Here is a 14738-nt window from a genome sequence, read left to right as displayed (position 1 = left end):
GATGAGCGAGGCGCAGCAACAGGCCGGCGGGGGAGCCGCCGCCGTACCGCAGACCCGGATGGCGCGCCACCGGCGGATCGTGGACATCCTGAACCGGCAGCCGGTGCGGTCCCAGAGCCAGCTCGCCAAGCTGCTCTCCGACGACGGGCTGAGCGTCACCCAGGCGACGCTCTCCCGCGACCTCGACGAACTGGGCGCGGTGAAGATCCGCACCAACAACGGCGAACTCATCTACGCCGTGCCCAGCGAGGGCGGTTTCCGCACCCCCATGGCACCGCTCGGGGAGTCGGTGAAGGAGGAGCGGATGCGCCGCCTCGCCAGTGAGCTGCTGATCTCCGCGGAGGCCTCGGCCAACCTCGTCGTCGTCCGCACCCCGCCGGGCGCGGCGCAGTTCTTCGCGTCCGCGATCGACCAGGCCGAGGTCTACGACATCCTCGGCACCATCGCGGGCGACGACACGGTCATGCTGATCAGCCGCGACCCGGCCGGCGGGCAGGCGGTCGCCGAGCACCTGCTGCGCCTGGCCGCGGGCGGCTAGAGCGGAGGGCCCGGGCCGAGCCCGGGCCCCTGTCCCTCTGCCTTCCCCCGTCCCCGTCAGACGACGGGGCTCAGGCCGCCGTCGAAGTTGATGCCGGTGCCGGTCACGTAGCCGGCCCGGTCGGACAGCAGGAACGCCACCAGGTCCGCGAACTCCTCGGCGCGGCCCACCCGGCCCAGCGGGATGCCGGAGTCGCGGCCCATCGTGGCGTACAGCTCCTCGACGGCGATCCCGCGCTGCTCGGCCTGCCGGGTCCACTGGCCGCTCTCGACGAGGCCGACGAGGACGGCGTTGACCCGGATGTTGTCGGGCCCGAGTTCCTTGGACAGCGCCTTGGTCAGGGCGAGGCCGGCCGCGCGGGAGACCGAGGTCGGGGTGCTGCCCGCGCCGGGGGCCTTGGCCGACACGGCGAGGGTGTTGACGACGCCGCCGCCCCCCGCGGCGCGCAGGTGGGGGAGGGCGAGCCGGGTCAGCCGTACCGCGGCGTGCAGCTTCAGCTGCAGGTCCTCCTCCCACACCGAGTCGTCCTGGCGCTCGAAGAACCCGGCCGCGCTGCGGCCGGCGTTGTTGACCAGGGCGTCGATCCGTCCCCATCGCCCGTCGGCGGCGGCGACGAAGCGCTCCAGGTCCTCGGGACGGGTGACGTCGGCGGGCACGCCCAGCACGTCGGCACCGGTGGCGCCCAGCTCCTTCACCACGTGCTCGATGCGCTCGGAGTCACGTCCGCACAGCGCCACCCTGGCGCCCTCGGCGGCCAGCCGCCGGACAAGGGCCGCGCCGAGTCCGTCGGACCCTCCGGTGACCAGCACGACCTTGCCGTTCAGTTGCAGATCCATGTGACGCATTCTTGCCACCTGGAACAGCTGATCGTCAAGCGCTCAACTTGGCGACGAAACGCCCGAATCCCGTGGTGTGCCAGGTCGTGCCGTCGGCGGCGACCGCGAAGGCCTCCACATCGGGGAGTGCTTCCAGCCACTCGCGGGCCCGGCCGCCCATGGCGTACCCGGCCGTCGCCCAGGTGTCCGCCTCCGTGAGGGAGGCGCACACCACGGTGAGCGACGCCGCCCCCTCGGCGGGCGGGGCCCCCGTGCGGGGGTCGAGGATGTGGCAGCCGCGTTCGGCGGGCCCGGAGGTGGCGACGGCCAGTTCGCCGTCGGCCTCGACGACGGTGGCGAGCCCTCCGGGCCGCAGCGGGTCGGCGATGCCGACCCGCCAGGGGCCGCCGGTCAGCTGGACGTCGCCGCCGCCGTTGAGGCAGACCTTGCCGGCGCCCGCCGCAGTGATCGTCCGGACGGCCCGCTCCACCGCCCACCCCTTGACCAGGCCGGTGGGGTCGAGCGCGGAGCCGGGGCCCTCGTAGCGCGCGGTGAACCAGCCGTCGGTGCGGCGCTCGGCGTCCTCGCACAGCCCCAGGACCTCCCGCACCTCGGGGGAGCACTCCGCGAGGGCGAGTTCACACCGGCCCAGCCGGCTGATCTCGCTGTCGGCGCGGAAGGTGGAGAACACCGCGTCGACCTCGTGCAGGCCCGCCACCGCCTCGTCCAGGGCGGCCCGGACACGGGGGTCGCGGGCGCCGCGCACGTCGAAGGAGAACACCGTCCCCATGCAGTGCTCCACGTGCCGCAGGCGCGGCGGGTTGTCGGACATCGTCAGGCACCGGCCTTGTCCAGGGCGCTCTGCAGCGACTTCCGGTAGCCCTCGCTGGTGAAGGAGGCACCGGAGACGGTGTCGATCTGGGCGCTCTGGGCGGTGACCGCGGCCTGGTTGAGCTCCGGGACGGCGGTGGCGGTGAGCTGGTCGCTGGTGGGGGTGCCGGCGGGGGCCTGGACGGCGGCCGCCGAAACGATCCGCCCGCCCTCGACCGTGATCTTGACCTGGACGGGGCCGTAGCTGGTCTGCGCCGCGTCCCCGGTGACGGTCTTCCGCGCGGGCGCGCCGCCCTGCTTTCCGGGATCCCGCGTACCGCCGGAACCACCGGAACCGCCGGAACCGCCGCCGCCCGCGGGGTCCGAGGCCACCGGCACCGACGGGTCCGGGCCGGCGGGCGAGGGGGCAGCGGAGACCGGCGGCACCTGCTGTGCCGGGCCCCCGGCCTGCGAGGTGAAGGGCGCCGTCGTCGGCTTCAGGGCCAGCAGCAGCACGACCCCGGAGACGGTCGTCACGCTGCTCAGGAGGATCCGGCGCAGCGGGTGCTTCTTCTTCACTCGGACCTCACATCTCGAAGGACTCGTGGTGGATACGTCGTTCCGGCACTCCGGCCTCGCGCAGCGCGGAGTACGACTCCTCGGCCAGCCCCGGGGGGCCGCACAGGTACACGTCGTGCCGGTCGATGTCCGGCAGCATCCGCCGCAGTCCCTGGGCGGTGATCTCCGGGCGGGCGCCGTCGGGTCCGTTCACCGCGTACACCAGGCGTGCGCCCCGCTCGGCCGCGATCTCCTCCAGTTCGGCCCACAGTGCGAGGTCCTGCCTGCTGCGGGCCCGGTAGAGCAGCGTGAGGTCGCCCGGCGCGGCCGGCAGCGTCTCGAACAGCGCCCGCAGCGGGGTGATCCCCGCGCCGCCGGCCAGCAGCAGCACCTTGCCGCCGCGGCGGCGGGAGGCCGTCATGGCGCCGTACGGGCCCTCGGCCCACACCCGCGTGCCGGGCGCGAGCGTGGCCAGCGCGGAGCTGTGGCCGCCCACCGCCTTGACGGTGATCCGCAGCAGGTCGGGCCGCGGCGGTGCCGACAGGGAGTAGGGGTTGGCGCTCCAGCGCATCCCCTCGGCGAGGAAGCGCCAGCGGAAGAACTGGCCGGGCTCGGCGCCGAGGCGGTGCAGCCTGCGTCCCGTGATCAGCACCGAGACCACGCCCGGCGCCTCCTCCACGGTCTCCGCGACCCGCATGCGGTGCCGCATGTTGAGCCGGACGGGCACCAGCACCCGGTACCAGAGGACCAGCGCCGTCACCGACCCGTAGAGCGCGTACCAGACGGCGCGCGCGGCGGCGCTGCCCGCGAACTCGGCACCGGTGGCGAGCTGGTGCCAGAAGGTCAGGTAGACCGCGGCGTAGGTCAGCAGGTGGACGTAGTACCAGGTCTCGTAGCGCAGCCGGCGGCGCAGCACGCCCGCCGAGACGAAGCCGACGACCAGCAGCAGCACGGTGCCGGCGGTCGCCTCGATCATCCGCGGGTAGTCCATGACCACGGCGACCGACTGCTGTACGACCGGCTGCCCGGACTGCTCGGAGTAGCCCCACAGGATCAGCGCGACGTGGGCGACGACGAGGGAGACGGCGTAGCGGCCGCTCATCGCGTGCCAGCGGGCCACCCGGTCGCTGCCCACGCGCCGTTCCAGCGCGGGGACGCGGGCCATCTGCAGGACGACCAGGGCGATGGCGTAGCCGCCGAGCAGGCCGGTGATCCGGCCCGCCGCGGTGAGCCTGCCGGCCGTGGTGGGCTGGACGTAGGGGGTGTTGCCCCACCACAGCCACACGACCCCGGCGGCGCCCGCCCAGGCCAGGAGGAGCAGCGGGATCGCGGGGGAACGGCGGGGCCGGATCCGGCGCATGGCCTGCCGCCTGCCCGCCCTGCTGTTGTGGATCATCGTGGTCGTGGCCGCCATGCGCATGGGTACGCACGGTCTCGCGCCGCTGCTCAAAGACCGGTTTCTCCCCACGTGGCGTGCGGCGTTGTGGTATGGCCGCGCACGCCGGTGAGCGGCCGTGCCGGCGCGGCCGGGGCGGCCTCGGCACGCATGGCGCGGGGAGTCGTCGACACGCGTGTGACCTGCGGCGACACGGCCGATTGACGAAGCATGCAGAGGAGTGCATACTTATACCCAACAGCGTATGCATCATCACCGCCGCCATACGCACTCGACCTCGCGCACCAAAGGAGAGACCCGTGACCGAGCGCGTCGTACTCGCCTACTCGGGCGGACTGGACACCTCCGTCGCCATCGGATGGATCGCCGAGGAGACCGGCGCCGAGGTCATCGCCGTGGCCGTGGACGTCGGCCAGGGCGGCGAGGACCTGGACGTCATCCGCAAGCGGGCGCTCGCCTGCGGCGCGGTGGAGGCCGAGGTCGCCGACGCCAGGGACGAGTTCGCCGACGAGTACTGCCTCCCGGCGATCAAGGCCAACGCCCTCTACATGGACCGCTACCCGCTGGTCTCCGCGCTCTCCCGGCCGACCATCGTCAAGCACCTCGTGGCCGCCGCCAAGAAGCACGGCGCCTCGATCGTCGCCCACGGCTGCACCGGCAAGGGCAACGACCAGGTCCGCTTCGAGGCCGGCATCTCCTCCCTCGCGCCCGAGCTGACCTGCATCGCTCCGGTCCGCGACTACGCGATGACCCGGGACAAGGCGATCGCGTTCTGCGAGGAGAAGAACCTCCCGATCGCCACCACCAAGAAGTCCCCGTACTCGATCGACCAGAACGTCTTCGGCCGTGCCGTCGAGACCGGCTTCCTCGAGGACATCTGGAACGCCCCGATCGAGGACGTCTACGAGTACACCCAGAACCCGGCCGCGGCCCGCGAGGCCGACGAGGTGGTCATCACCTTCAAGCAGGGCGTCCCGGTCGCCATCGACGGCAAGCCGGTCACCGTCCTGCAGGCCATCCAGCAGCTCAACGAGCGCGCGGGCGCCCAGGGCGTCGGCCGGATCGACATGGTCGAGGACCGCCTGGTCGGCATCAAGTCCCGCGAGGTGTACGAGGCTCCGGGCGCGATCGCCCTGATCACCGCCCACCAGGAGCTGGAGAACGTCACCGTCGAGCGCGAACTCGCCCGCTACAAGCGGCAGGTCGAGCAGCGCTGGGGCGAGCTGGTCTACGACGGCCTGTGGTTCTCCCCGCTCAAGCGGGCCCTGGACGGCTTCATCGAGGAGGCCAACCAGCACGTCACCGGCGACATCCGGATGACCCTGCACGGCGGCCGCGCCGTCGTCACCGGCCGCAAGTCCGCCGAGTCCCTGTACGACTTCAACCTGGCGACGTACGACACCGGCGACACGTTCGACCAGTCCCTCTCCAAGGGCTTCATCGAGATCTTCGGCATGTCGTCGAAGATCGCCGCCAAGCGCGACCTGGCCTAGTCAGTAGCCTCGACCACGGCAGCCCGCCTCCTCGCCCGCCCGGGCGGGGAGGCGGCCGCACATCCACCCCCGACGGAAGCGAGCAGAGCAGTGAGCACCAACAGCGGCGACGTCCGGCTCTGGGGCGGGCGTTTCGCCGACGGTCCCGCGGAGGCGCTGGCCAAACTCTCCGCGTCCGTCCACTTCGACTGGCGGCTCGCGCCGTACGACATCGCGGGCTCCCGCGCCCACGCGCGCGTGCTGCACAAGGCGGGGCTGCTCAGCGACGTCGAGCTGACCCGCATGCTCGCCGGGCTCGACCAGCTGGAGTCCGACGTCGCCGACGGCTCCTTCACCGGGACCATCGCCGACGAGGACGTCCACACCGCCCTCGAGCGCGGCCTGCTGGAGCGGCTCGGCCCCGACCTCGGCGGAAAGCTGCGCGCCGGCCGGTCCCGCAACGACCAGGTCGCCACGCTCTTCCGGATGTACCTGCGCGACCACGCCCGGATCATCGGCGGCCTGATCGCCGAGCTGCAGCACGCCCTGGTGCGGCTCGCCGAGACGCACATCGACGTCGCCATGCCCGGCCGCACCCATCTGCAGCACGCGCAGCCGGTGCTCTTCGCCCACCATGTGCTCGCCCACGTCCAGGCGCTGTCCCGGGACGCCGAGCGGCTGCGGCAGTGGGACGTGCGCACCGCCGTCTCGCCGTACGGTTCCGGCGCGCTGGCCGGTTCCTCGCTCGGGCTGGACCCGGAGGCGGTCGCCCAGGACCTCGGCTTCGAGCACGGCTCGGTGGCCAACTCCATCGACGGCACGGCCTCGCGGGACTTCGTCGCCGAGTTCGCCTTCATCACCGCGATGATCGGCGTCGACCTCTCGCGGATCGCGGAGGAGGTCATCATCTGGAACACGAAGGAGTTCTCCTTCGTCACCCTCCACGACGCCTTCTCCACCGGCTCGTCGATCATGCCGCAGAAGAAGAACCCGGACATCGCCGAACTCGCGCGCGGCAAGTCCGGGCGGCTCATCGGCAACCTGACCGGCCTGCTCGCCACGCTGAAGGCGCTGCCCCTGGCGTACAACCGGGACCTGCAGGAGGACAAGGAGCCGGTCTTCGACTCCTGCGACACCCTCGAGGTCCTGCTGCCCGCCTTCACGGGCATGATGGCCACGCTCACCGTCAACCGGGAGCGCATGGAGGAGCTGGCCCCGGCCGGCTTCTCGCTCGCCACGGACATCGCCGAGTGGCTGGTGAAGCAGGGCGTGCCCTTCCGTGTCGCGCACGAGGTCGCGGGGGAGTGCGTCAAGGTCTGCGAGGCCGAGGGCATCGAGCTGGACCAGCTGACCGACGAGCAGTTCGCGAAGATCTCGCCCCACCTCACGGCGGAGGTGCGCACCGTGCTCGACGTCCACGGCGCGCTGGCCGCCCGCGACGGCCGCGGCGGGACCGCGCCGTCGGCGGTGGTCGTCCAGCTCGCCGAGGTCAAGCGGGACCTCGCGGTCCAGCTGGCGTGGGCGCAGGCCAAGAGCTGATTCCGCAAGCGGGGAGCCCGGCCGGGTCCGTCCACCCGGCCGGGCTTCTTCGTCCTCTCGGGTGAGACGTCAATGTCTCATCCGGGTTAACCTTGTCTCATGAGCTTCGATCGTGAGCAGGTCCTGAGGGACGCGGCCGACCTGCTGTCGCGGCGCGCCACCGCCTCCATGGACGAGATCGCCAAGGCCGCCGGCGTCAGCCGGGCCACGCTCCACCGGCACTTCCCGGGCCGGGACGCGCTGGTGCGGGCCCTCGGCGTGCTCGGCATCGAGCAGACCGAGGAGCGCCTGGACGCGGCGCGCATCGAGGAGGGCGACCCGGTCGAGGCCGTCCGCCGGCTCATCGCCGAGGCCGTGCCCGTCTCCGGCTTCCTGGCCTTCCTCTACGGCGAGAACCAGCTCTACGACTTCGCCGAGATCAACGACGGCTGGGCGCGCATCGACGCCCGGGTCGCCGCCCTCTTCCGGCGCGGCCAGGAAGCCGGCGCCTTCCGCTACGACCTGACCCCCGCCTGGCTCGTCGAGGCGCTGTATGCGCTCATCGCCGCCTCGGCCTGGTCCGTCCAGGACGGCCGCATGGCCCGCCTCGACGCCGCCCGCATGGTCACCGACCTGCTGCTCGGCGGCATGCTGCGCACCCCCCGGAGCGACTCGTGACCACCGCCGCATCCGTCACGGCCACCCGCCACGACGACCGCGGCCACCCCGCCCGCTGGCTCGCCCTCGGCGTCCTCACCCTCGCGCTGCTGCTCATCGCCGTCGACGCCACCGTGCTCGGCCTCGCCGTGCCCTTCCTCAGCGCCGACCTGCGGCCCACCTCCACCCAGCTGCTGTGGATCGGCGACATCTACTCCTTCGTCATCGCCGGCCTGCTCGTCTCCATGGGCGGCCTCGGCGACCGCGTCGGCCGCAAGCGGCTGCTGCTCACCGGCACCGCCGCCTTCGGTGCGCTCTCCGTGCTCGCCGCTTACGCCACGAGCCCCGGCATGCTCATCACCGCCCGCGCCCTCATGGGCGTCGCGGGCGCCACCCTCATGCCGTCCACGCTCGCGCTGATCCGCACCCTCTTCCCCGACCCGCGCGAGCGGAGCTTCGCCATCGGCGTCTGGGGCGCCGTCTCGACCGCGGGCGCGGCCCTCGGACCGGTCGTCGGCGGGATACTCCTCGAGCACTTCTGGTGGGGCTCGGTCTTCCTCATCAACCTGCCCGTCATGGCCCTGCTGCTCGTCGTCGGCGCCCGGCTGCTGCCCGAGTCCCGCGACCCCGCGCCCGGGCCCTGGGACCCGCTGAGCGTCCTGCTCTCGCTGTTCGGCATGTTCGGCGTCGTCTACGCCGTCAAGCAGCTCGCCGTGCACGGCCCCGGCGCCGGAGCGGCCGGCGCGGGCCTCCTCGGCGCGGCCTGCCTGTACACCTTCGTGCGCAGGCAACTCGCCCTGCCCAAGCCGCTGCTGGACATGCGGCTCTTCCGGCACCGGGGCTTCTCCGGAGCCGTGCTGGCGGACCTGCTCACCGTGCTCGGGCTCGCCGGGAGCGTCTTCTTCCTCTCCCAGTTCCTCCAGCTCGTCCAGGGCCGCTCCCCGCTCCAGGCGGGCCTGTGCGAACTCCCCGCGACCCTCGGCGCCGCCGCCACCGGACTCGCCGCCGGCGCCGTCGCGCGCCGCTGGTCGGTCCGCGTCGCCGTCGCGGGCGGACTCGGCGCCACCGGACTCGCCCTGCTCGCGCTCCTGGCCCTGCGCCCCGGCACGGGCTACCTCTTCCTCGGCGCCGCCCTGCTGGTCGTCGGCGCCGGAGCCGGGCTGTCGTTCACCGTCACGGCCGACGTCATCCTCTCCAGCGTCCCGCCGCAGCAGGCCGGTGCCGCCTCCGGCGTCTCCGAGACCGCGTACGAACTCGGCGCCGCCCTCGGCATCGCCCTCCTGGGCTCCGTCGTCACCGGCATATCCGGCGGCCCCGCCTCGGCCGACCCCGCCGCCTTCACCGACGGCCTGCGCGCCGCGTCCGGCGCCGGCGGCGCCGTCCTCCTGCTGGCCGCCACCGCCGCCTGGCGGCTGCTGCGCGGCCAGCGGCTCGCGGAGAGCCGGGTCTCCGCGGTGGGCCACTGACCGTTTCGGCGGCGGGGCGAAGCGGCGTGTCCGCGCGGGGGCGTTCGGCGGGGGGTGTTCGGCGGGGGCCGCCTTCGCCGGGCGGGCGACGGACGCCTGGTGCGAGGAGGACGACCGGATCCCCCGCCATCCCGCCGGCGCCCACCACCGCGCACCGGTGCGTCCTGCTCCCGAGGGCCCGGCCGGGTTCCGGTGCCGCGCACCGGGTCAGGCGGCGCCGGGGTCGTCGAGGGAGAAGACCGTGAGCCACTGCGAGCCGGCCGGCCGGTAACCGAGGTCCATCAGCGCCGTCGTCACCGCGCGCATGTGCGCCGCGCCGTACAGGATCCCGGCGGTGAACGGCTCGGTACGGCCCGCCCGGGCGTGGTGCAGACGCGTCAGCGCGTCGATCAGCAGGCGGTCGCGCTGGTGCAGCACCAGGTCGTCCGTCCAGAGCTCCGTCTCCTCGTCGTCACCGGGCAGGTCCTCCAACTGCATGTACCGGGCGAGGAACCGGCGCGTGCCGAGCAGCCGCATGCCCGCGACGTAGGCGGGGACGAGCGCGGCCAGCGGCGCCCGCTCCCTGAGCGGCAGCCGCCGCCACCGGTCGTCGAACTCCGCGCCGCTCATGTCCGGGCAGATCACCGGCACGCCCAGCGTGTCGAAGTCGATGTCCTGGACGACCAGTCCCAGCCGCTCGTGGCCCCCGAGGCTGCGGTACGACCGCGTGAGTGCCCGCGTCGCCGTACTGCCCCGGACGCCCTCGGCGATCACCAGGTCGCAGGAGGCGCGCAGACGGGCCGTCACCTCCTCGTAGAACGCCGGCTCCGCCAGATGGATCATCGGGTACAACTCGAAGACCAGCGCCGTCCCGCGGCTGCGGAAGCGGATGATCGCCGACCGCACCCCCGCCAGCTCCGTCACCTCTATGTACTGCACAGGTCCCCCCGCCCCCGGTGGATCCGTCGATGGGGAGGACGCGCCATGCGGGTCCGCGGGTTGCGGCGGCCGCCGACCGACGACTCCGCCCGCACGGGCCCGATCGCACTCCGTATGCTGCCGGTACCCGCCGCGGGGGAGGGAGCGCCATGAGCACGGACGCACAGCCCGGTCAGGACACCGACGTCCTGGCGGTCCTGAGGGAGTACACCCTCGACTGCCGCCACGAGGAGACCGAGGGCCTCATCGGCGCGGAGCTCGCCCGCGCGGAGGGCGATCCGGAACGGACGGCCCGACTGCACGTCGCACGCGGCCGGTTGCGGCTGCGGCAGTACGAACACCGGGCGGCACTCGAAGAGTTCGCCACGGCCCTGCGCCACGACCCGGAGTGCGGCCCCGCGGCGGGGTGGCGCGTGGCGGCCCTCGACCGCATGGGCCGCCTCGACGAGGCCCTGGCCGAGGGCACGGCCGCCGCGGCACGGCACCCGCGGTCCGCGGACGTCCACACGGCGCTGGGCTGGCTGCACCACGACGCATGCCGCTGGGACGAGGCGCTGGCCGCCTTCGAACAGGCCGTCTCCGTCGGACCGCGCCAGGCGGAGGGCTGGATCGGCGCCGCGTGGACCCGCGTCGAACTGGGCGACACCGCCGCCGCACTGCGGGGCCTGGAGGACGCCGAGCGCGCGCTCGCCGACCCCGTCGAGGTCCGCTGCGCGGCCGTACGCATCGCGGCGAGCCGCGGCGGCGTCGAACTCGCCCACGCCAGGCTGCTCTCCGCCCGCTCCCTGGACCGGGACGACGTCGCCGTGCTGACGGCGGAGGTCCGCTACGAGAGCCGCCTGGGGGACGCCCGGGCCGCGCTGGAGGCCGCCGAGCGCCTCGCCGCCCGGTACGGGCGGCGGCCCGAGGCGCACGTCGAACACGCCCGCTGCCTCATCGACCTCGGACGCACGGACGAGGCGGTCGCGGCCTGCGACCGGGCGCTGGCGCTGGAACCGCACTGGGACCTCGCCTGGGAGTCCAGGGCCGAGGCCCAACGACGGGGCGGCGACCCGGCGGAAGCACTCGCCACGGGACGGCGGGCCGTCCGGGAGTGCCCGTACGCGCCCGGTGTCAGGCTGGAACTCGCCGCCGCCGAACTGGCCGGCGGAGCACTCGACCGCGCCCTGGCCCGTACCGAGGAGGCCCTTGCGCTCGACCCGTGCTCCGACTGGGGGCTGGGCGTCCGGGCCGACCTGCTCAGGCGCGGCGGCGACGTCGACGGGGCGATCGCGGCCGTCCGGCACGCCGCCTCGCTGCGACCCGCGGATCCTCAGGCGCTGCTGCGCCTCTCCGGGGCCCTGGGCGCCGCCGGCCGGTACGACGAGGCACTGGCCGTCGTGACGCGCGCCAGGGAGCTCCACCCCGGCGACACCGCCCTGATGGAGCGCGCGCTGGCCCTGCTGCGCAGCGCCCGCCGCTGGGACGACACGGCGGAGATGATCGCCTCACTGCGCGCGGCGGACCGCACGGGACGTCTGGAGGGCCTGCTCCTGGAGGAACAGGCCTGCCTGTCCTTCGCGCGGCAGAGGTACGCGCGGGCGGCCGAGGAGTGCGAGGCCGCACTCCGGGCGGAACCGGGCCGCGCCTTTGCGGCCCGCCTGCGCGTACAGGCCCTGCACAGCCTCGGCCGTCTCGCCGACGCCGAGGCCGCCGCCCGGCAGGGCGCCGAGGCCGCCGCCGACGACCCCGAGGCCCACGCCCTCCTGGCGACGGTCCTGTTCGCCGCGGAGCGCACCGACGAGGCCCTGGCGGCCGTGGACCGCGCCCTGCGCCTCGACGCCCACTCGGCGGACGCACACGTCGCCAGGCTCGGCGGTCTCCGTGCGGCGGAGCGGTGGAGCGAGGCCGAGACCGCCCTGGAGGAGGCCGTGCGCGGGGGCGTACCCGCCGACGTCGTGGCCGCCCAGCGCGCCAGGACGGCCCTGGGGCGGGAGGACCACGAAGGGGCCCGCTCCGCGGCCGAGGAATGCCTGCGCCTGCGTCCGGACGACGCGGAGGCGCTGGAACTGCTCGCCGCGGCGCACCTCGGCCGCGGTGACCTGCGGGCGGCCGAGGCGGCCGCCCGCCGGGCCGCCGTCGCGTCGCCGCATGCGGCGGCGGGCCCCTGCCTGCTCGCCGCGTGCTTCGGCGAGCAGGACCGCCGGGACGAGGAGTGCGAGGCGTACGAGGAGGCGCTGCGGCGCGAACCGGACCACCGCGACGCGCTGCTCGGCAGGCTCGCCGCCCTGCGGGCGCTCGGGCGCTGGGACGAGGCCGAGCGGGCCGCCGAGGACGCCGCCGGGCTCCGGCCCGACGACCCCGAGGTGCTGATCGCCGTCGGATGGCTGTACTCCGCGATGGAACGCCCCGGTGAGGGCCTGCCGTTCGCCCGCGGCGCCGCGGAACTCACCGACGACGCCTCCGACGCCGTGGACCTGCTGGGCTGGCTCCTGCGCCGTTCACGGCACTGGGACGAGGCCGAACAGGTGCTGCGGCGCGGCGTCGACCGCCGCCCCGCGGCACCGGACGCCCACATGGAGCTGGCCTACTGCCTCTGGGACCAGGACAAGGACACGGAGTGCCTGGAGAGCGTCGACCGCGCCCTCGCCCTGCGTCCCGACCGGGTCCGCACCCTCACCTTCAAGGTGGAGGTGCTGTGCTCGCTGCGGCGGTGGAACGAGGCGGAGGCCGTCGCCCGCCGGGCGCGCGGCAGCCATCCGGAGATCGCCGCCGCGCACGTCGCGACCGCGCAGGTGCTCGCCGACACCTACCGCCGGGAGGAGGCGCTGCCGCATCTGCGGCGGGCCCTGCAGCTCGACCCGGAGCACGAGTGGGCGTGCCGGCTGCTGGTCGACACCCTTGCCGGGCTGGGCCGCTGCGAGGAGGCGGAGCAGGCCGCGGAGGCGCTGCTCGGCAGGGTCCCGGACGCGGTGTCCGTGCGGTGCCGCCTCGCCGTCGTGCTCCGTGAGCGGCACCGGTACGACGAGGCCCTGGCCCAGTGCGAACGCGCCGTGGCCGACGCTCCGTACAGCGTGGCCGCCCACGACCAACTGGTCACCACGCTGCGCGAATGCGGCAGCCTCGACGAGGCCGAGCGTCGCGTCGAGGAGTTCACCCGCGTCCGACCGCATCTGGCGTCGCTCCGCTTCCAACTGGCCGCGGTGCACGCGGAACGCGGCGACCACACCCCGGCCGGGCAGGTCCTGGAGGAACTGCTGGAATCCGCCTCAGGACCCCTCGGGCGGGCGGAGGCCCGTGCCGCCACCGGCTGGGTCGCGCTGATGGACCAGCGCCCGCTGGACGCGGCCGACGCCTTCGCGGAGGTTCTGCGCGGCCGGCCGCACGACCACGACTTCCGGCTCGGCCGCGCCTGGTCGCTGGTGCGCCTGGCGGACCTCGGCCCCGGCGGCCCGCACGCCGAAGGACGCCTCGCCGAGGCGGCCGCCCACTGCCGGGCCGTCGGCCGCGAGGACCCGCGAAACGCCGCCGCCCACACCTGCCTCGGGCTGATCGCGCACCGGCGCGGGGAGCCGGCCGCCGCCGAGCGGCACTTCGCCCGCGCCGTGGAACTGGACCCGTACGGGCGCTCCCACACCGAACTGGGCGCGCTCTACGTGCAGCTCGGCCGGTACACGGAGGCCGAGGCCGTGCTGCGCCGGGCCGTGGAGCTTGACTGGTACGACGTACAGGCCCACGTCGAACTGGGAAGCCTCGCGCTGCACCGGGCCCGGGAGGGCGGGGGCGACGCCATGACGGCGGAGGCGGCCGGCGCGTTCCGCCGGGCGGTCGCCGTGGACCCCGACAGCGGCAGCGCGGCCCTCGGGCTCGCGGTGGCGCTGGCGGAGGGCGCGGGGGACCTCGGCGCCGCCGAGGAGGAACTACGGCGCGTGCTCGGCCGGCGCGGGGTGCGGGACCAGCCGCAGTGGCAGCTGCGGCTCGCGCTCGCGCGCCTGCTGGTGCAGGCCGGCGACGCCGAGCAGAACGCCGACCGCCACCGCGACGCGGGCCAGGAGGCGCGGGCCGCCATCCGGCTGGCCGAGCGCGAGGCCGAACCGCACTTCGTGGCAGGGGTCGTGGAGCAGCGCCTGGGCACGCAGACCGTCGACGTCCGGCTGAAACTGCTCCACCGGCGACGCGCCCAGCGCTTCCTCACCCGCTGCCGCCGCCTCGACCCGGCGCACCAGGACGCGGAGCGGGCGCTGCGGCTGCTGGAGGAGGACGCCCGCGCCGCCCGGGGGAGCCGGCTGAGCAGCGCGGTCCTGGTGCTGGTGGCCACCGCCGTGCTCGGCGCGGCCTGGGTGGACTTCCTGTGGAAGCACCATGTCACCGCCGTGATGCTCACGACGCTCACCCCGGTCCTGGCCGGGCTCATCGCGGTCGGGTTCCTGCTGCCGGTGCTGATCCGGCTCAAACTGCCCGGCGGGATGGAGGCCGACCTGTCGGCGAGCATCGGCCAGATCTCCCGGGGCCCGCGTGGCGAGGTCGCGCTCACCCCGGCGCGGACGCCCGCGGGCAACGGGCCGGTCGGCCGGATGCCGCGCCTGTGAGGGGGAGAGGGCGTGGGGGAGG

Annotated in this window: 11 protein-coding genes; 6 read left to right on the top strand and 5 right to left on the bottom strand. The window is 74.6% G+C overall.

Annotation, left to right across the window (positions count from 1 at the left end):
- Position 1: 1 nt before the first annotated feature.
- Entirely contained in the window at positions 2–538 is a 537-nt protein-coding gene (locus CHF15_RS40185; RefSeq protein ID WP_089228892.1) for an arginine repressor, read from the top strand.
- A 56-nt stretch (positions 539–594) separates the two neighbouring features.
- Here the strand turns inward: CHF15_RS40185 and CHF15_RS40180 are convergent, their stop codons facing one another.
- The 4 genes from CHF15_RS40180 to CHF15_RS40165 are packed head-to-tail and all read right to left on the bottom strand — an operon-like array spanning position 595 to position 4135.
- The gene (locus tag CHF15_RS40180; protein ID WP_089228891.1) at positions 595–1374 is read right to left on the bottom strand and encodes an SDR family oxidoreductase; all 780 of its coding nucleotides are present in this window, start codon (positions 1372–1374) and stop codon (positions 595–597) included.
- Positions 1375–1408: 34 nt separating this feature from the next.
- Positions 1409–2185 (bottom strand): FAD:protein FMN transferase, encoded by a 777-nt coding sequence (locus tag CHF15_RS40175; protein ID WP_179280194.1) that lies wholly within the window; start codon positions 2183–2185, stop codon positions 1409–1411.
- 2 nt (positions 2186–2187) lie between these two features.
- Positions 2188–2742 (bottom strand): FMN-binding protein, encoded by a 555-nt coding sequence (locus CHF15_RS40170; RefSeq protein WP_089228890.1) that lies wholly within the window; start codon positions 2740–2742, stop codon positions 2188–2190.
- A gap of 7 nt (positions 2743–2749) precedes the next feature.
- On the bottom strand, positions 2750–4135 hold the full coding sequence (locus CHF15_RS40165) for a ferredoxin reductase family protein (protein ID WP_089228915.1): 1386 nt from the start codon (positions 4133–4135) through the stop codon (positions 2750–2752).
- Positions 4136–4416: 281 nt separating this feature from the next.
- Here CHF15_RS40165 and CHF15_RS40160 point away from each other — a divergent pair, with 281 nt between their 5' ends.
- The 4 genes from CHF15_RS40160 to CHF15_RS40145 all read left to right on the top strand — a co-directional run bounded on the left by CHF15_RS40160 (position 4417) and on the right by CHF15_RS40145 (position 9230).
- Positions 4417–5610 (top strand): argininosuccinate synthase, encoded by a 1194-nt coding sequence (locus CHF15_RS40160; RefSeq protein WP_089228889.1) that lies wholly within the window; start codon positions 4417–4419, stop codon positions 5608–5610.
- Between the two features lie 90 nt (positions 5611–5700).
- Positions 5701–7128: an argininosuccinate lyase gene (gene argH, locus CHF15_RS40155; RefSeq protein ID WP_089228888.1), complete on the top strand. Its 1428-nt coding sequence runs from the start codon at positions 5701–5703 to the stop codon at positions 7126–7128.
- A gap of 99 nt (positions 7129–7227) precedes the next feature.
- A complete protein-coding gene (locus CHF15_RS40150; protein WP_089228887.1) occupies positions 7228–7785 on the top strand; it encodes a TetR/AcrR family transcriptional regulator in 558 nt (185 codons plus the stop codon).
- The gene (locus tag CHF15_RS40145; protein ID WP_089228886.1) at positions 7782–9230 is read left to right on the top strand and encodes an MFS transporter; all 1449 of its coding nucleotides are present in this window, start codon (positions 7782–7784) and stop codon (positions 9228–9230) included. The genes CHF15_RS40150 and CHF15_RS40145 overlap by 4 nt, the downstream gene beginning before the upstream one ends.
- Before the next feature lie 207 nt (positions 9231–9437).
- Here CHF15_RS40145 and CHF15_RS40140 read toward each other — a convergent pair whose 3' ends face one another.
- Positions 9438–10148 (bottom strand): hypothetical protein, encoded by a 711-nt coding sequence (locus tag CHF15_RS40140; RefSeq protein WP_089228885.1) that lies wholly within the window; start codon positions 10146–10148, stop codon positions 9438–9440.
- 149 nt (positions 10149–10297) lie between these two features.
- Here CHF15_RS40140 and CHF15_RS40135 point away from each other — a divergent pair, with 149 nt between their 5' ends.
- Positions 10298–14716: a tetratricopeptide repeat protein gene (locus CHF15_RS40135; protein ID WP_107418614.1), complete on the top strand. Its 4419-nt coding sequence runs from the start codon at positions 10298–10300 to the stop codon at positions 14714–14716.
- Positions 14717–14738 lie beyond the last annotated feature (22 nt).

This window comes from Actinacidiphila glaucinigra, from assembly GCF_900188405.1.
GTDB lineage: Bacteria > Actinomycetota > Actinomycetes > Streptomycetales > Streptomycetaceae > Actinacidiphila > Actinacidiphila glaucinigra.
The sequence above is the reverse complement of the archived record's forward strand: the minus strand, read 5'-3'. Positions and strand labels throughout refer to the sequence as shown.